17 protein-coding genes and 2 pseudogenes are annotated in these 20484 nt (G+C 72.9%); 4 read left to right on the top strand and 15 right to left on the bottom strand.

What is annotated here, in order from left to right; all coding sequences use genetic code 11:
• Window positions 1–61 precede the first annotated feature (61 nt).
• The 4 genes and pseudogenes from ACFP3R_RS00740 to ACFP3R_RS00725 all read right to left on the bottom strand — a co-directional run bounded on the left by ACFP3R_RS00740 (window position 62) and on the right by ACFP3R_RS00725 (window position 2189).
• A complete protein-coding gene (locus ACFP3R_RS00740) occupies window positions 62–289 on the bottom strand; it encodes a hypothetical protein (protein ID WP_380631714.1) in 228 nt (75 codons plus the stop codon).
• 17 nt (window positions 290–306) lie between these two features.
• The gene (locus ACFP3R_RS00735; protein ID WP_380631712.1) at window positions 307–675 is read right to left on the bottom strand and encodes a hypothetical protein; all 369 of its coding nucleotides are present in this window, start codon (window positions 673–675) and stop codon (window positions 307–309) included.
• 349 nt (window positions 676–1024) lie between these two features.
• Window positions 1025–1650, bottom strand: a pseudogene (locus ACFP3R_RS00730) (transposase family protein); the annotation flags it as partial.
• Window positions 1651–1826: 176 nt separating this feature from the next.
• Window positions 1827–2189, bottom strand: a complete 363-nt coding sequence (locus ACFP3R_RS00725; protein WP_380631710.1) for a hypothetical protein — start codon at window positions 2187–2189, stop codon at window positions 1827–1829.
• Between the two features lie 701 nt (window positions 2190–2890).
• Here ACFP3R_RS00725 and ACFP3R_RS00720 point away from each other — a divergent pair.
• On the top strand, window positions 2891–3517 hold the full coding sequence (locus tag ACFP3R_RS00720) for a transposase (RefSeq protein ID WP_380631709.1): 627 nt from the start codon (window positions 2891–2893) through the stop codon (window positions 3515–3517).
• Here ACFP3R_RS00720 and ACFP3R_RS00715 read toward each other — a convergent pair.
• From ACFP3R_RS00715 to ACFP3R_RS00705, 3 genes and pseudogenes are all read right to left on the bottom strand, one after another.
• A pseudogene (locus ACFP3R_RS00715) lies at window positions 3473–3979 on the bottom strand (transposase); the annotation flags it as partial. The gene ACFP3R_RS00720 and the pseudogene ACFP3R_RS00715 sit on opposite strands and share 45 nt — an antisense overlap.
• A 68-nt stretch (window positions 3980–4047) precedes the next feature.
• On the bottom strand, window positions 4048–4254 hold the full coding sequence (locus ACFP3R_RS00710; RefSeq protein ID WP_380631707.1) for a hypothetical protein: 207 nt from the start codon (window positions 4252–4254) through the stop codon (window positions 4048–4050).
• Window positions 4255–4476: 222 nt separating this feature from the next.
• On the bottom strand, window positions 4477–7689 hold the full coding sequence (locus tag ACFP3R_RS00705) for a S8 family serine peptidase (protein ID WP_380631705.1): 3213 nt from the start codon (window positions 7687–7689) through the stop codon (window positions 4477–4479).
• Between the two features lie 102 nt (window positions 7690–7791).
• Here ACFP3R_RS00705 and ACFP3R_RS00700 point away from each other — a divergent pair, with 102 nt between their 5' ends.
• Both ACFP3R_RS00700 and ACFP3R_RS00695 read left to right on the top strand, forming a co-directional pair.
• On the top strand, window positions 7792–8919 hold the full coding sequence (locus ACFP3R_RS00700; protein ID WP_380631704.1) for a hypothetical protein: 1128 nt from the start codon (window positions 7792–7794) through the stop codon (window positions 8917–8919).
• Between the two features lie 63 nt (window positions 8920–8982).
• The gene (locus ACFP3R_RS00695) at window positions 8983–9762 is read left to right on the top strand and encodes a zf-HC2 domain-containing protein (protein WP_380631703.1); all 780 of its coding nucleotides are present in this window, start codon (window positions 8983–8985) and stop codon (window positions 9760–9762) included.
• A gap of 10 nt (window positions 9763–9772) precedes the next feature.
• Here ACFP3R_RS00695 and ACFP3R_RS00690 read toward each other — a convergent pair whose 3' ends face one another.
• From ACFP3R_RS00690 to kdpF, 6 genes are read right to left on the bottom strand one after another with little or no spacing between them, the layout of a single operon-like run.
• Complete coding sequence (locus ACFP3R_RS00690) at window positions 9773–10444, bottom strand: response regulator (RefSeq protein WP_380631701.1); 672 nt, start codon at window positions 10442–10444, stop codon at window positions 9773–9775.
• Window positions 10441–13002 (bottom strand): DUF4118 domain-containing protein, encoded by a 2562-nt coding sequence (locus ACFP3R_RS00685; protein ID WP_380631700.1) that lies wholly within the window; start codon window positions 13000–13002, stop codon window positions 10441–10443. The genes ACFP3R_RS00690 and ACFP3R_RS00685 overlap by 4 nt, the downstream gene beginning before the upstream one ends.
• Window positions 13003–13006: 4 nt before the next feature.
• A complete protein-coding gene (locus ACFP3R_RS00680) occupies window positions 13007–13537 on the bottom strand; it encodes a potassium-transporting ATPase subunit C (protein WP_380631698.1) in 531 nt (176 codons plus the stop codon).
• Window positions 13538–13541: 4 nt separating this feature from the next.
• Window positions 13542–15497 (bottom strand): potassium-transporting ATPase subunit KdpB, encoded by a 1956-nt coding sequence (kdpB, locus tag ACFP3R_RS00675; protein ID WP_380631696.1) that lies wholly within the window; start codon window positions 15495–15497, stop codon window positions 13542–13544.
• Window positions 15494–17110 carry a potassium-transporting ATPase subunit KdpA gene (gene kdpA, locus ACFP3R_RS00670; RefSeq protein ID WP_380631694.1) on the bottom strand — a complete coding sequence of 539 codons (1617 nt, stop codon included), beginning with the start codon at window positions 17108–17110 and terminating at the stop codon, window positions 15494–15496. The genes kdpB and kdpA overlap by 4 nt, the downstream gene beginning before the upstream one ends.
• The gene (gene kdpF / locus ACFP3R_RS00665; RefSeq protein ID WP_380631693.1) at window positions 17110–17211 is read right to left on the bottom strand and encodes a K(+)-transporting ATPase subunit F; all 102 of its coding nucleotides are present in this window, start codon (window positions 17209–17211) and stop codon (window positions 17110–17112) included. Before kdpF ends, kdpA begins: the two co-directional genes overlap by 1 nt.
• Window positions 17212–17711: 500 nt before the next feature.
• Here kdpF and ACFP3R_RS00660 point away from each other — a divergent pair, with 500 nt between their 5' ends.
• Complete coding sequence (locus tag ACFP3R_RS00660; RefSeq protein ID WP_380631691.1) at window positions 17712–18161, top strand: hypothetical protein; 450 nt, start codon at window positions 17712–17714, stop codon at window positions 18159–18161.
• A 4-nt stretch (window positions 18162–18165) separates the two neighbouring features.
• Here the strand turns inward: ACFP3R_RS00660 and ACFP3R_RS00655 are convergent, their stop codons facing one another.
• A complete protein-coding gene (locus ACFP3R_RS00655) occupies window positions 18166–19185 on the bottom strand; it encodes a hypothetical protein (RefSeq protein ID WP_380631690.1) in 1020 nt (339 codons plus the stop codon).
• Window positions 19186–19370: 185 nt separating this feature from the next.
• Window positions 19371–20204, bottom strand: a complete 834-nt coding sequence (locus ACFP3R_RS00650; protein ID WP_380631689.1) for an alpha/beta fold hydrolase — start codon at window positions 20202–20204, stop codon at window positions 19371–19373.
• Window positions 20205–20484: the final 280 nt, after the last annotated feature.

Raw genomic sequence — 20484 nt, 5'->3', positions numbered from 1 at the left:
CACCCCGCTTGGAAGCTGTTCAGCCAGGCGGGCGTACGTGGTCAACGGGGGCGGGAAGTGGTCAGGGTTCCCAGATTTCGTAATCGATGACCAGTTCTCCGGTATCGGTCACCGAGTTGACGTGGACAGCCGCGATGTTGTTCTTGTCGGTCGACACGCAGAGCTGTGCTCCATCGCGCAGGTCCTCCAGGAGCACCGTGCCAATGCCGTCAGTCCGGCCACGGCACGATGCGTACGTGGCCAGGCCGTCCACCAGGGTGAGCGCGGGGTGGTCATCGGGCGTGTGCACCCCGTAAGTCTCGACGATCAGGTCGGCGAGTTCCCCGCACCGCTTGCGCCCCAGCGGGAGGGAGGTCGTTCCCACCCAGGGCAGCCGGTGTCGAGGTCGATCTTGTCGGTGTCGTTGGTCCGCACGTCCGAGGACGGTGTGAGCCGGTACCCCTTCTTCCTCAGGAGCGGCTCGGGCTCGCCGCCGGACATGTCCGGCGCGGGTTCCAGCGTCCCGGTGGACGAGTTGGCCCGGGACGGGGAGGGCTTGGCCACGAAGGCGCTCGTGCTCGCCGATGGTTGCGAGTCGGGCGGGGCGGCGTCGAGGACGCGGAACCAGCCTGTGATGGCGACGACTGTTCCTGCGGCGATCACGACCGCCGTGACCACTGCGACCACTGCGACCACGACCAATCGGGTCGACCGCGTCTTCGGCGTGCCGGGATGCACGTGGTGGGAGACCGTGTAGGACACGTCCCGGCCCGCCTGCAGGACCGTTCCGTCTTCGGACGCGCGCGCGTGTTGCCCGCCTGCCCGGCCATCGCCACGGGGACGCGGCGTCCCATCGGCGTCGGCCGGGTCTCCGTGCCCGGGATCATGAGGTGAGGCACCGTCCTTCACATCACAATACTGCCCGATTCTGGGGTGAATGCCGCGCGCGGCGTGCGGTGAAACCAGACGGAGACGCTTTGACCCCACATGAATTCCGCACAACTGCGGACAGTTCCACTGGTCTACCGAGTGGGGGACCGGCGAAGGCGGTGTCGCGCAGGGTGTGGGCGGCGCGGCGGTAGTCGCGCAGGATGGTCCGGTTCTTCATACGCGCCAGTGTGTGTTCGGCTCAGGCTCGGATCGAGGGGTGGATGGTGTTGAGGTCTTGCTGCCAGTCGGTGAGTTGGCTGCCGTCGCGGGGTTTGCGGCAGGGCATGATCACCTCCGGTTGCCCTGGTAGCCTCCGTCGGCCATGACGGGTCGACCGTCGAGTACGTGGGTGTCGGCGTCGATGGCGACCTGTGGGTTGGTCGAGTACCGGTAGTTCTTCGACCGTGCCGCGAGCCGGTGGTCGCGGGTGGGCACCAGGGTGCCGTCCACGATCGCGACCTGGTCGATCCGGCGGCGCCTCACCGGAGCCGGGGCGAGCAGCGGGCCGACGGTGTCGATGACCCGGTGCGACACGGCGTGCGACACGCCGAACAGCGGTCCGAGCTGCCGCATGGTCCGGTTGGTGCGCCAGTAGGTGGCCACCAGCAGCACCCGGTCGGCCAGGTCCAGGCGCCACTGCCTGCCGGGACGCCCGTCCGCGATCGCGTCTCCGCCTTGCTCGGCCACCACCCGCACCAGCTTGCGGAACTGCCCAGGCCGCAAACTGGTGAACGGTGCGATCCACTCCTACCGGGACGCCGAGATCACCTGCACCCGATCATGACCCCCGATTCGTCCGGACGACCCACCATCGAGTTACGTGACAGCCTTTAGTGCAGCAGGATGACCATGACACCGTTGATGTGCTGGCGGTGCCTCGGCCGGAGGCCGGCCGAGGCACCCGTGTCCGATCCCAATCAGGCCGCGTACCACCCGCTGTACACCCAACCACCCGCCGCCTTCCAGACGACGCGGAAGGCCGTGATCGGGTTGGACGACGTGCCCGGGTAGATGCCGCTGCACCCGGATGAGCTGCCGTTGGCGTCGTCCACGTAGCCGGTGGCACCGGAACGCAGTCGATACTCGGCACGGAAGCCCGCGTTGTCGGCGAACGTGTCACACGAGTACAACCGCGTGTGCGAGTTGGTCACCCCACCGTACCCGCAGCGCTGCTCGTTGTTGCTGCCGCAGACGTTGATCGACGCCGAGGTGTCGTGCGCCACGGCCACCTGCGCGGTGAGCAGCGGGACGCCTACGAGCGTGCCGATGCCGACTGCCACCGCAGCGAGCGTTCTCCTGATCCTCACAGTACCGCCTCCACTCAATACACTGTTCGGGCGACCTCCATGACCGCCCTTCTTCCACTCTCCGGCGGACTCCCCGCGAACCGCCGGAAAAGACACCGCCGGGAATCGCATCACAAAGCGACGAACCGGCCCGCACAGCCCCTGATCTCGGATCACGGTGACAACTTCGAGCAGGCCGAGAACCGGCCAGCACAAGACATGATTTCAACGCCCGGTTCGGGAATAAATTAACGAACCGAGCCCATCATCTCCGAACGCTCATCGACAGTGTCATGGTACTCCCGTTCGGACTTCCGGCATCTCGAATCCAGTGGCCCTGTCGACGAGTAAAGAAGATCCAGAACGGTCAGATCTACCACTCATGACAGATTCCATGCAATCCGGAAGTAGGAACTCTTACGCTGCCCACCCCCTGCCGAGGTCCGCATCCTTTCCACCGTGTGCAGACAAGAGTGAAACTCAAAAATATCAATCGAAGGGACCTGCCAGACCAGCATGAACGAGGACGAAACATCGAGAGGCAAAAACGCAGAGGGTTCACCCGGAAAGACTATCCGGAGCAGATTAGGTACTGAGCCAGTCGTTAAATCGCTCTTGTCAAGGCATCTCAATGGGCCGAACCGGTGACGCGACAACACTGTTGGACTATCGCTACACCTTCCTCCACCTGGAAGGTGTCCACCGACCCTGACTTCCTGGCGAAGATGCATCGCATCCTGAACCTTTACGATCACCCGCCCGACGACGAGCGGGCGATCTGCGTCGATCAGTTCAGACCGCTCAACTTCCAGCCCCACAACGACGAAGCCTGGCGACCCGCCAGATCACCGCGTCGATTACGGGCGACCTACAAGCGCCAGTACAGCGTGATGCACATGCTCGCCGCACTCCACCTGAGCGACGGAAAGATCCACTACCACATCCGGTGCCGCAAGCACTACGACGAGTTCCTCAAGCTGATCAAGAGCCTGCGTGCTCGCCGGCCGGGCCAGAAGCTCTACATCGTGGCCGACAACTTCTCGCTGCACCGGCACCCCTATGTCCAGGACCGGGCCGAGAGCAACGCCGTCGACCTGGTGTTCCTGCAGACCTACTCCAACTGGCCGAACTGGATCGAAGCCGAGCTCACCGTTCTGCGCTACTTCGCACGCAACGGCACCGACCACTACAGCCACACCGAGCAGAACGCCGCGATCGCGGCCTACATCCGCTGGCATAACGCCCGAGCCCAACCCAAAACCGGCTTCGTTACGGACTCACCCATCCGCACCTGGACCCAGTACCCAGCCGAGGTTGTCTGACGCAGCACTATCCGACCTGTCATGCCCGATAGCCCTCTGATGGCATTTAAGGCTGTTAAAATTGCCGGTCAGGCACTCTTCAAATCTTGAGCCTTTTAATCGTTGCTGGCGGTGAGTTTGGATGTGGTGCAGGACGAGGATGGCCGTGATGCTCGCGGTGGTCCGGTGTGGGCAGCAGCGCGGCTCAGCCAGGACTTTCCAGCTCTTGAGCAGTGACACGGTGCGTTCGCCGAGTCCGCGGATGCGCGCGTGTCCGGTTGACCGCCTTCTGCCCGCGTGACAGCCGAGGCCGGGTGGCGTGACGCTTGAACGGGGTGTGCACCGTGCCGCCCGCATCTTGATACGCCCTGTCGGCGAAGGTGGTGACATCGTGGACGGTGGCATGTCAGCCAGACCGTGGGTGCAGGCCGCACTCTGGTCGTGGACGGCGCCGGGCAGTGCCGCCGAGGTCCACACCAGCCAACCTACCGGGTCGGCGGGAACCTGGACGTTGACGCCGTGGCGATGGTACTCACCCGAGTGGTACGACTTTAGTTAATGACGCGGTGGATCGGGACCAGGGTGCCGTCGAGGATCGCGCAGGCCAGTCGGGCGGCGCGTTTACCGGCGGCGCGGAGGTCGTCGGCCAGGGCGGCGAGCAGGTCCACCGCTTCACGGGCCCGCTCCGCACGGATCATGTCACCCAGGCGGATGGGAGTGCGGTTGAACAGCGTAATCGCGGCAGGGTAAGTCAACATGACGAGGCTCCCGGTCGGAGCATTGGATCTTGGTCGACTGCTGTCTTACCGAGGGCGTCGCCCACCACGCTTCAGCCACTCAGCCCATGCCGTGACCTGCACCATTACGATGAAAAGGCTCAATATCAGCCGCTCGCCTTCTAAGGGAGCGGGGAATTTCCCAAATTCATTTTCGACCAACCTCCCCACCCTGCTCCCCGTCTCGTCTCGGGTCCGCCGGCCTCACCCCAGCGCGTAGGCCCGGATGATCGTCTGGTCGACCGAGTTGCCGGCCCCGTCGCGGGCCTGCGCCCGGAGCGAGGCGAACCGGGCCCCGGCCGGGTGCACGACCACCGCGACCCAGCGCCCGCCCAGCCCGATCAGCGGCACGGGCCGCCAGGTCCGCCCGTCGTCGTAGGAGACCTGCACGGCGGTGCGCACCCCGGACGTCCGGGTCGTGCCGTTGACCTGCACGTACACCGGGAACGTGAACGGTCGCCCGGCCCGCGCGCGGTTCCGGTCGTCCAGCGACGGGGCGAACCGCACCGCCGGCAGCGGCAGGGCCCGCCCCTCCCGGCCCTCGACGTGCCCCGTGGTGAACGTCCAGTCGGCCGAGATCCGGGTGGACAGCTCCGACAGGCCGGTCCGGTCGGCCGAGGTGTGCAGGCGGTAGGTGCCCTCCTCGGCTGGTAACTCGGCGCTGAGGTTGCCCTCGACCGCCTGCTCCGCGATCAGCTCGCCGTCCCGGTGCAGCCTGGTCCACCCCTCGTGGACCCGGGCGTAGCCGAAGTGGTCCGGGGCCTGGTCGGTGAACAGCGGCACGTCCACGGTGAGCCGGTCGCCGAACCGGCGGGCCCACTGGCCCGGGTCCGCCGTCCTCGGGAACGCCGGGCCGAACACGGCGGCGTTCCACTCCTCGGTGACCGGCCGCCCCCGCTGGAACCGGCGGGGCGAGGCGGTCAGCTGGTACGCCTCGAACGGGTACAGGTCGGGGTTCTCCCCCTGGATGAAGTTGCCCGACCAGTCGATGCCGGGCGAGTAGCGCTCGGTGACGCGCATCGGCAGCGGTCCGCCCGCCACCTGGTGGACGAACCCGGAGCCGCCCGCGACCGCCGCCGGGGCCTTCGAGGTGACCTCCACCAGGTCGCGGTCGGCGAAGGCGCGCTCCAGCCGCGCGGGCACGCCGCCGTCGTGCGCCCAGCCCACGTTGTACTGGTAGGGGCTGCCGGCGAAGTAGCCGGTGCCGTCGGGTTCGGCCAGCCGCGCCCACACCGCGAAGCCGGCCTGACCTGGTGCGGACGTCCTCGACGGGGCGTACCGGATCGCCTCGAAGTCCCTCGCGATCGTGCCGAAGGCGATCGGTCCGGCGGCGGTCTCGCGGTGGTAGGCCGTCTCGGCGAAGCCGACCCGCGCGCCGGGCCGGGCGACCCGCATCCCGATCCGCCTGCCCTCGCGCGCGTCGAGCACCAGCCTCACCGGGCCGGTCACCTCGACGTCGGGTTCCAGGAACTGCGTCAGCCCGAGGTCCGGGGAGTCCGGGACGTAGGCGTCGAAGTGGTAGGCGCCCCGGGGCAGCCGGACGGTGACCGTGCCGGACGGGTCGTGGCCGGAGTACGACTCGGGTCGGGCCACGTCGGCGAAGCGGAAGTCGTGGTCCCCGGTGGGCTCGCCGTCGCGGCCGAGGAAGGTCAGCGTGACGTCGTGGCTCTCGACCTCCTTGGTCAGGGCGATCGGCGTGCGCGCGGACGCGCCGCCGCCGGTGGCCACCACCGCTCCCCCGTACCGGCCGTCCGGGGAGTCCAGCGAGGTCGTCGTGGTGACGGTGACCGGGGCGGAACCACCCGGTGGGACGGTGACCGAGGAGGGCGAGGCGGTGACCAGGCCCGCCGGGGCGGGGTTGCCCGCCGGGTCGCGCACGTCGGTGGTCAGCTCCAGGGTCAGCGGGGTCGTGCCGCCGTTGTGGTAGGTCAGCCGCCGCTGGAGCGGGGCGTCGTCGTGGTGCGGCCACGACGCGGTGCCCAGGCTCAGCGACGCGGGCGTGACCGACAGCGACTGGGCGACGGCGCGCGCCACGTCCAGCCGGCCGGCGCCCTGCTCGTGGACCGACAGCGCCTCGTGGGGCCGGGCGCTGCCCGTGAGCGCGCCCTTGAGCTGCTCGGCCGTCCAGTCCGGGTGCCGCGCGGCGAGGATCGCCGCCGCGCCCGCCACGTGCGGCGCGGCCATCGACGTGCCCGACAGCGCCACGTGCGACTCCCCGACCGGCGTGCCGATGTAGCCGCCGCGCGCCCGCGCCGCCACGATCTCCACGCCCGGCGCGGTGATGTCGGGTTTGATCGCGCCGTCGCCCGCGCGCGGACCGCGCGAGGAGAACCGCGCGAGGCCGTCCTCGCGGTCCACCGCGCCGACGGTGAGCGCCGCGTCGGCGGCGGCCGGGCTGCCGATGGTGCCCGCCACGGGCCCGGTGTTGCCCGCCGCCACGACGAACAGCGCGCCGCTCCGCTCGGTGAGCCGCTCGACCGCGAGCGACATCGGGTCCGTGCCGTCGGTGGGCCAGGAGGTGCCCAGGCTCATGTTCACCACGTCGGCGCGCGCGGACGCGGCCCACTCCATGCCGGCGATGATGTCCGACTCGCGGCCCCCGCCGCCGTCGCCGAGCACCTTGCCGACCAGCAGCCGGGCGTCCGGGGCGACCCCCTGGTGGGTGCCCGAGCCGGTGATGGTGGCGGCGACGTGCGTGCCGTGGCCGTTGCGGTCGTCGGTGGTGTCGCTGCGGCTGAAGTTGCGCGCCTCGACCACCGCGCCGGCGAGGTCGGGGTGCCCGGCGTCGATCCCGGTGTCCAGCACCGCGACCGTCGCGCCCCGGCCGGTGTGCCCGGCCCGCCACGCCTCGGGCGCGCCGACCCGGGGCACGCTGCGGTCCAGCGAGGACCGCACCGGCCCGTCCAGCCACACCCGCGTCACCCCGGCCGCCCGCACCGCCGACCAGTGGGAGCCGTCCTTGGGCGCGTCCACGGCGTACCCGCCGATGCTCGGCAGCGGCTCCCCCGCGACGGCCGGGCCGTCGGTGGCGACGATCGGCGGCGTCACCCCGCCGGCCCGGTCGTCGTAGCCCTCCCGCAGGAGGCCGGCCACGTCGAACAGCCGCTCGTCCAGGACCCCGGACCGCACGCCGGCCGCCGCGTCGAGGGGCACCACGCTCAGGTCGCCGGGCCGGTCGCGGCGCTGGAGGAACGTCATCCGCTCGCGGCCCCGGCCCGGCCGCACCTCGACGCGCCCGGCCCGCACGGTGACCCGGTCACCGGTCAGCAGGGTCACCACGCCGCCGGGTAAGCCCGCCGCCGGGTTCCGCGCGGGCGATCCGGGGACCGGTGGTCCGGGCTCGGCGGCCGTGGCCCCGGTCGTCAGCAGCGCCGCCGCCACCCCCACCACCAGCACCGCCGCAGTCCTGCGGGACATGTGACCTCCCCCTCGATTCCGCTGTCCGGACGACGCCGTCCCGGTCGAACCGGGACTAGCGTGCGAATCGGTTCAGATGGACATCTCGCAACGGAGCGAACCATGCCCAGATCCCTCCTGGTACCCCTCGCCCTGGCCGTCGCCCTGCCGCTGGTGACCGCACCGGCCGCCGGGGCCGACGTGCTGATCACCGAACTGCCGGGCCTGCCCGGCTACCCCACCCACCGCACGGTCGGCGTCAACGACCTCGGCCAGGTGATCGGCGCCGCCTACGGCAACGGCCCGCCGCGCGGCGTGCACTGGACGCCCGGCGGCGCGGCCGTCGACCTCGGCACCGGCAACCCGCGGGCGATCAACCAGCGCGGCCAGGTGCTCGTCGTCGAGGCCAAGAGCAGTGTCGGCCCCTACGTCAACCAGCCGCGGATCTGGCAGGCGGGCGCGGTCGTCGACATCACCCCGCGCGGCTCGGGCTGGGTGGTCGCGGAGGCGATCAACGCCGCCGGCGAGGTGCCGATGACCTACTCCACCTCGTCCTCCGGCTACCACCAGGAGCGGGCCGCGGTGTGGCGCGGCGGGAGGCACGAGGCGCTGCCGCTGTCCGAGCCGCACCTGTTCGTCGACGCGGTCAACGACGCGGGCGTGGTGGTCGGGTCGAAGGTGCCGATGTTCGCCGGCGACCGCTACGCGTTCCGCTGCGCGGGCACCACGTGCACGCGGCTGGCCACGACGCCGGGCACGGACGCCTACCAGCTGTCGGCGATCAACGAGGCCGGGGTGGTCGTGGGCAACAAGGACGGCCAGGCCCTGCGCTGGGAGGGCGACGCGGTGACCGTGCTGTCGCCCGACGGCCGGGTGGCGAACGGGCCGCAGGCGCTCAACGAGCGCGGTGACGTGGTCGGCGTGACGACGGACGCGAGCGGGGTGCGGCGGGCGACGCTGTGGCCGGGCGGCGGCAAGCCGGTCCTGCTGGACGTGCCCGGACCGGCCGAGGCGGTGGCCGTCAACGACCGGGGCGACGTGCTGGGCTGGTCGTCGGCGGACGACCCGGACGCGCCGCGCGCGTTCCTGTGGCGGAACGGCAAGCGCACCTGGCTCGGGTCGCTGGGCGGCGCGCACAGCCTGCCGGTGGCGCTGAACAACCGGGGGGTGGCGGTCGGTGAGAGCACCACGGCCGGTGGCGTGCTCAAGGCCGTGAAGTGGACGGTGGCCGACGAGCGCCCCCTGCGCTGACGGGGTCCCGCGCTGATCCGCTCCTGCGCTGACCGGGTCGTCCCCCGGGACTACCGGCGCCGGGTGGCCGACAATGTCGGGGTGGACTGCGACACCTGCCGCGAGGCCCTGTCCGCCCGCCTGGACGGCGAGGGGGAACCGGTGCCCGCCGCCGAGACGGACGCGCATCTGGCCGGGTGCGCGGCGTGCCGGGCCTGGGAAGGGGGCGCGGCGGCCGTGACCAGGTCGCTGCGGCTGCGCCCGGCGACGCCGACGCCGGACCTGGCGACCGCCGTGCTGGACGCCGCGCCGCCGCCCGTGCGCACCGAGGGCTGGTACGCGCGCGGCGGGCTGGCGGCCGTGGCGGTCGCGCAGCTGACCCTGGGGTTGTCCCAGCTGCTGGGGGCGGGTGCGGCCGCGGCGCGGGCGGCCGGGCACGGCGCCCACGGACCCGGCCCGGACCACCTGTTCAACGAGGGCACGGCGTGGAACCTGGCGCTGGGGGTGGGCCTGCTGTGGGCGGCGCTGAAGCCGCGGGCGGCGGGCGGGCTGCTGCCGGTGGTGGCGGCGTTCGTGGTGGTGCTGGGCGCGTTCTCGGCGTGGGACCTGGTGACCGGGCAGGCGACGGTGACGCGCGTGACCTCCCACGCGATCCTGGTGCTGGCCCTGGTGGCGCTGGTGGTGGTCCGGCGCGGTCACCGCGGTCCCGGGGGTGGTGTGCGGGCGGACACCGGGTCCGGGGCCGGCCTCGACCCGGCCGACGAGCAGGCCGACGACCCGGAGCAGGCCGACGAGCGGGCCGACGGGACCCGCCCGGCGCGGCGCACGCGCCTGAGGCCGGTGAGCCGGCGCCGCGCGGCCTGACCGGCGCGGCTCACACCTGGAACCGGTAGCCCCGGCCGGGCCCGGTGAGCAGGTGGCGCGGCCGGGACGGCTCCGGTTCCAGCTTGCGCCGCAGCTGCGCCAGGTAGACGCGCAGGTAGTGGGTGGCCGAGGTGTAGGCGGGCCCCCAGACCCGCGCCATCAGGCTCTCCGGGTCGACCACCTCGCCGCCCGCCCGGACCAGGGTCTCCAGCAGGCCCCACTCGATCGGGGTCAGGCGCACCTCGCGGCCGTCGCGGACGATCTTCTTCGCGGTCAGGTCGACGGTGAACGACGCGGTGCGCACCGGCGGCTCCCCGGACGGCCGCCGGCCGGCGCGGCGCACCGCGGCCCGCAGCCTGGCCAGCAGCTCGTCCATGCCGAACGGCTTGGTGACGTAGTCGTCGGCGCCCGCGTCCAGCGCCCGCACCTTGTCCGCCGACCCCGGCCGCGCGGACAGCACGACGACCGGCACGGTGCTCGACCGGCGCAGCCGGGTGATCACCTCGACGCCGTCCACGTCGGGCAGCCCCAGGTCGAGCAGCACCAGGTCCACCCCGTCGGCCTCCCGCAGCGCCGAGGCCCCGTCGGCGGCGGTGCGCACCGCGTAGCCGCGGGCGGTCAGGTTGATCCGCAGCACCCTCAGGACCTGCGGGTCGTCGTCCACCACCAGGACCGTGGTCACGCCACCACCGCCCGCGCGACCGGCAGGGAGATCACCACGGTCAGGCCGCCGCCCGGGGTGTCCTCGGCGGTGATCGTGCCGCCCATGGCGTCCACGAAGCCCTTGGCCACGCTCAGCCCGAGGCCGACGCCGGGGGTGGCGTCGCGGTCGCCGAGCCGCTGGAACGGCTCGAACACCGCCTCGGCCGTGTTCTTGGGCAGGCCCTGCCCGTGGTCGACCACGCGCAGCTCCACCCGGTCGCCGTAGGCGCTGGCCCGCACCGCGACCTCCGGTTCGTCCACCGCGATGGTGCCGTCGCCGTCCACGTCGACCACGCGGCGCGGGCTCAGCCTGCCGTGGCGCAGGGCGTTGTCCACCACGTTGGCCACCACGCGCTCCAGCAGGCCCAGGTCGGCCAGCACGGGCGGCAGGTGCTCGGCGACGTCCAGGGACACCGCGGCGCGCTCGTCGACGCCCGCCAGCGCCCGCGCCACGGCCTCGTCGTAGGTCACCGCCCGCAGCCGGGGCGCGACCGCCCCGGTGGCCAGCCGGGAGGAGTCCAGCAGGTTGTCGATGAGCCCGGTGAGCCGGTCGGCCGACACCTCCACGGTCTCCAGCAGGTCCGCGGTGTCCTGCGCGGACAGCCGCAGGTCGGGATCGCGCAGGCTGCCGATCGCGGCCTTGATGGACGTCAGCGGCGTGCGCAGGTCGTGGCCGACGGCCGAGAGCAGGGCGGTGCGCAGCTCGGTGGTCTCGGCCCGCCGCTGCGCCTGCGCGGTCACGGCGGCCATCCGCTGCTGCCGCAGCGCCAGCAGCGCCTGACCCGCCGCGGCCTCCAGGGCGCGCTGGTCGCTCGCGGGCAGCGCCCGCCCGCGCAGCGCCAGGTGCACGTCCGCGGTCACCGGCACGTCCACGTCCGCCTCGTCGGGTTCGTCGCACGGCCCCGGCCCCACGCACGCCACCCGTGCCCACGTCCCGCCGCGCCGCTCCAGCAGCGCCACCGACTCCAGCCCGAAGTTCTCCCGCACCTGCTCCAGCAGCCGCACCACCGGGAACGGGCTGGTCAGCACGGTGCGCGCGTAGGAGGCGAGCAGGGCGGCCTCGGTGCGGGCCCGCGCGCCCTGCTCGACCAGCCGGGCGGCCCGGTCCACCACCAGCGCGACCAGCACCGCGACCACCAGCATGGCCGCCAGCGTGACCAGGTTCTCCGTCGTGGCCACGGCCAGGCTGTGGTACGGCGGGGTGAAGAAGAAGTTCAGCAGGCCCGCGCCGAACAGCGCCGCGACCACCGCCGGACCGAGCCCGCCGATCAGCGCGACCAGCACCGTGGCCAGGAAGAACCCGACCAGGTCGGTGGCGAAGGTCAGCGCGCGCCCGCCCAGCAGGCCCACGCCGGTCACCGTGAGCGGCAGCAGCACCGACAGCGCCCACCCCGCCAGCTGCCGGCGTCGGGACAGCGCCTTGCGGCCGGGCCGCCACCGCGGGCCGCGGCGCGCCTCCTCGTGGGTGACCATGTGCACGTCGATGGGCCCGGACTCCTGGATCACCGCCGAGCCGATGCCCTCCTCGAACACCCGCGCCAGCCGGGGCCGCCGGGACGTGCCCAGCACCAGCTGGGTCGCGTTGACGCCGCGCGCGAACTCCAGCAGGGCGGTCGGCACGTCGTCGCCGACCACGGTGTGGAAGGTCGCGCCCAGGTCCTCGGTGACCCGCCGGAACCCGGCCACCTGCCGCGGTGACGCGCCGGTCAGCCCGTCGCCGCGCAGGACGTGCACGACCAGCAGCTCCGCGCCGGCGCGCAGCGCGACGCGGCGGGCCCGGCGGATCAGCGTCTCGCTCTCCGGGCCGCCGCTGATCGCCGCCACGACCCGCTCGCGGGTCTCCCAGGTGTCGGTGATGCGCTGCTCCGAGCGGTACCGCTGGAGCGCCACGTCCACCTGGTCGGCCACCCACAGCAGGGCCAGCTCGCGCAGCGCGGTGAGGTTGGCCACCCGGAAGTAGTTGCCCAGCGCCGCGTCGATCCTGTGCGCGGCGTAGACGTTGCCGTGGGCGAGCCTGCGCCGCAGCGCCTCGGGGGTGAGGTCGACCAGCTCCACCTGCTCGGCGCGCCGCACCACCTCGTCGGGCACGGTCTCGCGCTGCGCCACGCCGGTGATGCGCTCGACCACGTCGTTGAGCGACTCCAGGTGCTGCACGTTGACCGTGGACAGCACGTCGATCCCGGCGTCGAGCAGCTCCTCGACGTCCTGCCAGCGCTTGGCGTTGCGCGAGCCCGGCGCGTTGGTGTGCGCGAGCTCGTCCACCACCGCGACCTCGGGCGCGCGGGCCAGCAGGGCGTCGAGGTCCAGCTCCGCCAGCTCCACGCCGCGGTGGCGCACGTGCGCGCGGGGCAGCTGCTCCAGGCCGTCGAGCAGCGCGGCGGTCCGCTCCCGGCCGTGCGTCTCGACCAGGCCGACGACCACGTCGGTGCCCCGGTCGCGGCGCCGGTGGGCCTCGCCGAGCACGGCGAAGGTCTTGCCCACACCGGGCGCCGCGCCGAGGTAGATCCGCAGCTCCCCGCGCTTGCGTTTGCCGTCCACCGGTTCAGTGTGCGCGTGCCCGTTCCACGGCGCGGTCGAGGGCCGGCACGTCCACCACGACCTCGGTGACCACCCCGCCCGCCGTGTGCTCGGCGACCAGGGCGCGCAGCCGGTCCTCGGCCAGGCCGGTCTCCCGGGCCACCCTCGGCACCTGGAGCTCGGCGTAGGCGGGGCTGATGTGCGGGTCCAGGCCGGAGGCCGACGCGGTGACCGCGTCCGGCGGCACCCGGTCCCCGGACACGCCCTCCCGGGCGGCGACCTCGGCGCGGCGCGCGACCACCACCGCGTCCTGCTCGGGGTTCAGCTCTCCCTTGTTCGAGCCGCCCGAGGCCGGGAGGGTCGCCGCGGACGGCCGGGTGCGGAACCAGCGGCCGCCCGTCCCGACCAGGGTGGTGTCGACGGCCTCGGCGTTGGCGCGCAGGCCGGGCACCCGGCTGACGCCCCACACCGCGGCCGGGTAGAGCACCCCGGCGAGCACCGTGAGCAGGAGCAGCACGCGCAGTCCCGCGAGCAGCTGTTTGGCGAACGCGTGCACGAGGTCACCCGATCCCGGGGATGTGTCGGACGAGGAGGTCGATCAGCCAGATCCCGGCGAACGGCGTGACGACGCCGCCGAGGCCGTAGACCAGCAGGTTGCGCCGCAGCAGCGCGGCGGCGCCGGCCGGGCGGTAGCGCACGCCGCGCAGGGCGAGCGGCACCAGCGCCACGATCACCAGGGCGTTGAACACCACCGCCGACAGGATCGCCGACTGGGGCGAGGCCAGGCGCATGACGTTGAGCGCGTCGAGCTGGGGGTGGACGGCGGCGAACATGGCGGGCAGCACGGCGAAGTACTTCGCCAGGTCGTTGGCCACGCTGAAGGTGGTCAGCGCGCCCCTGGTGATCAGCAGCTGCTTGCCGATCCCGACGATCTCGATCAGCTTGGTCGGGTCGGAGTCCAGGTCCACCAGGTTCCCGGCCTCCTTGGCCGCGGAGGTGCCGCTGTTCATCGCCACCCCGACGTCGGCCTGGGCCAGGGCGGGCGCGTCGTTGGTGCCGTCACCGGTCATCGCGACCAGCCGACCGCCCTCCTGCTCCCGCCGGACCAGTGCCAGCTTGTCCTCGGGCGTGGCCTCGGCCAGGAAGTCGTCCACCCCGGCCTCGGTCGCGATGGCCCTCGCGGTCAGCGGGTTGTCGCCGGTCACCATGACCGTGCGGATGCCCATGGCGCGCAGCTCGGCGAACCGCTCGCCCATGCCCGGCTTGACCACGTCGGTCAGCCGGACCACGCCCAGCACCCGGTCGTCCTCGGCCACCACCAGCGGGGTGCCGCCCAGCGCGCTGATCTCGTCGACCACGGCGCGCGTGGGCCCGTCGACCGCGAACGCGCTCGCCGCGCCCTTGCGCAGCCGGCGGCCGTCGAGGTCGACGCCGCTGGTGCGGGTCCGCGCGGAGAACGGCACGGGCTCGCCCGCCCGCTCCCGCTCGGTCGGCTCCCCGGCCAGGCCGTAGCGCTCGGCGCACAGCTCGACGACGCTGCGGCCCTCGGGCGTGCCGTCCGCCAGGCTGGCCAGGCGCGCCACCCGGGCCAGCTCGGTCCCGGCGACGCCGGCCGCCGGGAGCAGGTCGGTGGCGCGCCGGTTGCCCAGGGTGATGGTGCCGGTCTTGTCCAGCAGCAGGGTGTCCACGTCCCCGGCCGCCTCGACCGCACGCCCCGACGTGGCCAGCACGTTGCGCCGCACCAGCCGGTCCACGCCCGCGATGCCGATGGCCGACAGGAGCGCCCCGATCGTGGTCGGGATCAGGCACACCAGCAGCGCGGTCAGCACGACCACCGACTGCTCACCGCCGGAGTGCACCGCGAACGGCTGCAACGCCACCACCGCGAGCAGGAACACCACCGTCAACGCCGACAGCAGGGTGGACAGCGCGATCTCGTTGGGCGTCTTCTGCCGCCGGGCGCCCTCGACCAGCGCGATCACCCGGTCCACGAACGTCGCGCCGGGCTCGGTGGTGACGCGCACGACGATCCGGTCGGACAGCACGGTGGTGCCGCCGGTCACCGCCGACCGGTCGCCGCCGGACTCGCGCACCACCGGCGCGGACTCCCCGGTGACGGCCGACTCGTCGACCGAGGCGATGCCCTCGACCACGTCGCCGTCGCCGGGGACCACCTCGCCCGGCCCGACCACGACCAGGTCGCCGGGCCGCAGCTCGGAGCCGGGCACGGTGCGGCCGTCGAGCAGGCGCGCCGCGGTGTCCCGGCGCGTCCTGCGCAGCGCCTCGGCCCGCGCCTTGCCGCGTCCCTCGGCCACCGCCTCCGCGCCGTTGGCGAACAGGACCGTGAGCCACAGCCACACCGCCACCGAGGCGGTGAACACGTCCGGATCGGCCACCGCGAACACCGTGACCAGCGCGGAGCCGACCCACACCACGAACATGACGGGGTTGCGCGCCTGCCGGCGCGGGTGGAGCTTGCGCACCGCGTCGGGCAGCGCGCTCATCAGGGCGGTCATCGAAGGGCCTCCGCGACGGGACCGAGGGCGAGGGCGGGCACGAAGGTCAGCGCGGCGACCAGCACGACCGAGCCGCCGAGCAGGGTGGCGAACAGCGGGCCGGTGGTGGGCAGGGTGCCCGCCGTGACCGGGGTCCTGGGCTGCGCGGCCAGGGAGCCGGCCAGGGCCAGCACCGCGACGATCGGCGCGAACCGGCCGATCCCCATGCACACGCCCAGCGAAGCCTGGAACCAGTCGCCGGTCGCGGTGAGCCCGGCGAACGCGCTGCCGTTGTTGTTGGACGCCGAGGCGTAGGCGTAGAGGATCTCGGTCAGGCCGTGCTCGCCCGGGTTGCCCAACGCCGCCCTGGTGGAGGGCAGCACCGCGGCGACGCCCGCGCCGACCAGCAGCACCGAGGGCACCGCCAGCACCGACACCACCGCGGCGGCCACCTCCCGCCGGCCGAGCTTCTTGCCCAGGTACTCCGGCGTGCGGCCGACCATCAGGCCCGCCAGGAACAGGGCGATCACCGCCATCACCAGGATGCCGTAGAGCCCGGTGCCCACCCCGCCCGGCGTCATCTCGCCGAACAGCACGTTGAGCAGCAGCGCGCCGCCGCCGAGCCCGGTGAAGCTGTCGTGCATGGCGTTGACCGCGCCGGTGGACGTGGCGGTGGTGGTGTTGGCGAACAGGGCGCTGCCCGGGATGCCGAACCGGAGTTCCTTGCCCTCCAGCGGGCGCAGGCCGTGCGCCTCCGCGGCCCAGACCACGGCGAGCATCACCGTCCACAGCGCACCCATGACACCCAGCAGCACCCGGCCCTGCCGGCGGTCACCGACCAGCGTGCCGAAGGTGCGGGTCAGGGAAACGGGGATGAGCAGGATCAGGAAGACCTGCACCAGGTTCGACACCCAGGTCGGGTTCTCGAACGGGTGGGCGGAGTTGGCGTTGAGCACCCCGCCCCCGTTGGTGCCCAACAACTTGATCGCCTCCTGGCTCGCGACCGGCGCGGTGGCCACGTCCTGACCGTCCACCACGACCCCGGCCCGGAAGCTCATCACCACGCCCGTGGCGACGAGCACGACCGCGAACACGGACGCCACCGGCAGCAGGACCCGCACCACGCCCCGGGTCAGGTCCACCCAGAAGTTGCCCAACCGGTCGGAGCGGCTGCGGGTGAAGCCGCGCACCAGCGCGATCGCGACGGCCATCCCCGTCGCGGCGGACACGAAGTTCTGCACGGTCAGCCCGACCACCTGGACGGCGTGCCCCATGACCTGCTCCGGGACGTACGACTGCCAGTTGGTGTTGGTCACGAAGCTGATCGCGGTGTTGAACGCCGTGCCCGGCGGGACCGCGCCGCGGCCGAAGTCCCAGGGCAGGAGTTCCTGGGCGCGTTGCAGCACGTAGAGCAGGAGGGCGCCCGCGAACGAGAACCCGAGCACGGACAGCGCGTAGGTGCCCCAGCGCTGCTCGGAGGCGGGGTCGACCCGGGCGAGCCGGTAGACCACCCGCTCCGCTCCCAGGTGCTCGTCGCTCGTGTAGACCCGGGCCAGGTAGTCGCCGAACGGCCGGTGGACCGCCGCCAGCGCCACGACGAGGATGCCGACCTGGATCAGCCCGGCGGTGGGCATCAGAACCGCTCCGGGCGGACGAGCGCGACGAACAGGTAGACCAGCAGCCCCAGCGCGAGCACGCCCGCCACGGCGTTCGCGACCACCCCGGTCCCGTTCACAGCCGCTCCAGCGCGCGCACGCCCAGCACCAGGAGCGCGAAGACCCCCACCAGCAACAGCACGTAGGCCAGGTCGGCCATCGACGTCCCTTTCCTCCCCGACCGCCCGGTTGGTGGTCGTGACGGGGAGGAGCGTGCACGGGGACGAAGTGGACTTGAGGGTGCCTGACGGGTCCCTTACGTCCCCGAACGCGTCCTTTACGCGGTACTGACGCCGGGAGTGATCCCGCTGACGGCCCACCACCGCGGGCTCGTGCGGTCAGGGGCTCGTGCGGCCAGGGGGTCGTCGTCGCTCGCGCGGCGGTGAGGTGAGGCGCCGGGGGTCGGGGGGCGTGCCCCCGGCGCTGATCTCCTTATCGACGCACGCACCCGGCTTGAAACAAGCTCACGTCTCGTTCACCCGAACGAGTGAAGCCAGGCACGCGCACCCACCCCTTGCCCCTGAGGGAACTTGGAGATACCTTAAAGCTATCTGATGACCGAGCAGCGCCAGGAGCTGAGATGACCGTGAACTGGGTACCTTTCACCGCTACGGTGCCGGACTGGAGCATCCCGATGATGGCGAAGCACGCGGCCCACTACGCGGCCCGAGCCACCGCCGAGCGGGCTGGGGAGCCCACGTCCCCCGAAGCCGTCGTCGAGGCGTACAACGCGGGGAGCAGCGAGGACTGGCGGACGTTCCTGAGGGTGCTCGCCCACGAGTCGCTCGCCGCCAAGGGCGGCTGGGTGGGGTGGAAGCCGCTCTGCGACGCGATCGGCATCGACCGCAGGAAGGGCGCGGGCATGCTCGGCGCGGCGCAGAAGCGGCTCAACGGCCGGATGCCGTTCGAGCGCGAGCAGCTGGGCGACAACTACCGCTTCCGCATGTCCGGCGACGTGGCCGACACGATCATCGCGCTGGCGACCGGAAACAGCGGTGGCGGGTCGTCGGACAGCACCGAGCAGCCGTAGCCCCTCACTGCTGGTAGGGCAAATCCTCCAGCACGTTCCCCACGACGTCGAACGTCACCACGCGTTCGGTCACCGGTCCCCGTCGAAGTCGACCACGAAGGGCTCCTGCCCGGTCAGGTGCCACAGCAGCAGGTCGCGGTAGCGGCCCAGTTGGACGGACTCGGCGTCGTTTGAGCACGGCGTGCGCGCCGGGTGCCCAGCACTCCGGATCGACCACCGGACGCACGTCCACCCGAGCGAGCGCCGACGCCAGGCGACGCCCCGCCGGTGACTCCCGGTCCCCCGCCACCCCGGGGCGGTCGACCACCCCTCCGGCACGGACCGGCACGGGCACGACCGCGTTCTCCCCGTCGACGCGCAGCAGCACGCCCCGCTCGTCAACGGCGAAGGCGTTGGGCACGGTGAAGACCTCCTCGGACAGGATCGCCCCCTCCCGGGCGTACCGGCCGGACAACCGCTCCACCGACACGGACGTCGTCTTCGGCGGCACCACCCCGGCCAGCGTTCCGGTCACGGTGTGGAAGGCCGGCGCGGGCGCCTCGACGGCCACCGGCGGGGACAGCGTCGTGGTCGTGGGCGTCAGCTCGGCGAACACCGGACCGCGAGGGGTGGCGAACACGACCACGCGCACCCCCGCGTGCTGCCCGGTGAGCACGGGCCGCCAGGTCCGCGCGGGCGGGTGCGCGGCGGTCGCGACGCGCACGCACCGCGCCACGTCGTCGTCCTCGGCCCACCCGCGGTGCACGCGGTAGCGGTTGTCGACGGTCAGCGTGCCCTTGTCGGGCTCGGCGGCGAGGTCGTCCAGGTGCCGGCGCAGTCGCGGCCAGCTGGGAAAACCGTGGTGCCGGGCGACCGCCAGCTGGGCGGAGGCCAGGGTGAAGCCCTCGACGGGCGTGCCCGGGGCGTGCTCGGCCACCAGGGCCAACGCCCGGGGCTCACCCTCGCGGACCTGGCGCAGGAGGTCCTTGGCGCGCTTGCGCACCTGGTCGACATCCGGGTGCGCGGGCAGGGGGACGACAGGCATTCCAGCCTCCAGGCACCTGCGGTCCGCTGCCCAGGGCACGAGAGGAGGATGGCTTCGAGGTCGTGCACAGGCGAAAGCCGTGAGGTGGGCTCAGCCCTTCCCGCGGACCCGGAGGCGCTCCCCGGCACCCACCGGCCAGGGTACACCCGCCTCCGGGAACCTCCCGCGGTCCCGACGCCCCCTCCTCACCCCGTCCGGTTCACGACGAGCCACTCCATCGCCTCCCCGCACGCGCGGAGCACGGAGACGTGCCCGTCGTCGGGCCGGGACCACAGCTCCGCCCGAGGCAGCCGCCGGTGCAGCCAGTCCGCGTGCGAGGGCGGCACGACCCGGTCCTGCCCGCCCTGCACGAGCAGCACGGGCGCGGCGACCGAGGCCGGCTCGAACCCCCAGGGCGAGGTGAACGCCACGTCGTCGTCGACCAGCCCGCCACTCCCGGCCTGACCGGCCCGCTGGGCGTCCGCGCCCAGGCTTTCCCACTCCCCGCCCAGCGCGTCCCAGTCGGCGGGGGTGAAAGCGGCCGGGTCGAACTCGTCGACCTCCGCGAACCGCTCCCTCGCCGCACGCCCGTCCAGCGCCGCCCTCAACCCGCCGGGCGACACCATCCCCGCGAACCAGTCGAACTCGTCGGTCAACGGCGCGATCCCGGCCAGGCAGACCACCGAGTCGACCCGCTCGGGCAACACCGCGGCGCAGGCGATGGCGTGCGGCCCGCCCCCGGACGCCCCCATCACCGCGAACCGCTCGACCCCGAACGCGTCGGCGACCCGCCCGACGTCCACCCCCGCCGACGCCACGTCCCGCCCGGGAACCCGATCGGAACCGCCGTAACCGGGCCGCCCGTAGGACAACAACCGGATCCCCCGCTCGGCCGCCGCCACGAGCAACGGCTCCAGCAGCGCCCCGGTCTGCGGCGACCCGTGGTGCCAGACCACGGTCCCGACCGCGTCGCCGAGCCCGCTGTCGTAGGCCCGGAGCACCCGACCGTCGCCCGAGGACACGTCCTGACAGGAGATCATCCGCTCACGCTACCGCCGCGCAACGACAACCCGGTCCCGACGCCGGTGGCGGCGCACGCACATCCGCGCGCTCCCCGCGGCAGGCAGCACGCGGGCCACTTGTTCGGACGCAGTTGATCGGCACCCTGCGTGTTCTCCCGCTCCTCCGGTAGTGCAACGGGCTTCTCCCGTTCCGCACACGTGTCACGACCGTTGGCCGTCCCGGTTCTACCGGTTCTACTGGACGTGCCGAAGGATTCGGCGATCCGGGCCGGCGGGTCCGCCGCCCGGACGGGCGCGA

The sequence above is a fragment of the Saccharothrix lopnurensis genome, from assembly GCF_042658445.1.
Taxonomy (GTDB): domain Bacteria; phylum Actinomycetota; class Actinomycetes; order Mycobacteriales; family Pseudonocardiaceae; genus Actinosynnema; species Actinosynnema lopnurensis.
This window is presented reverse-complemented; position numbering and strand designations above follow the sequence as displayed.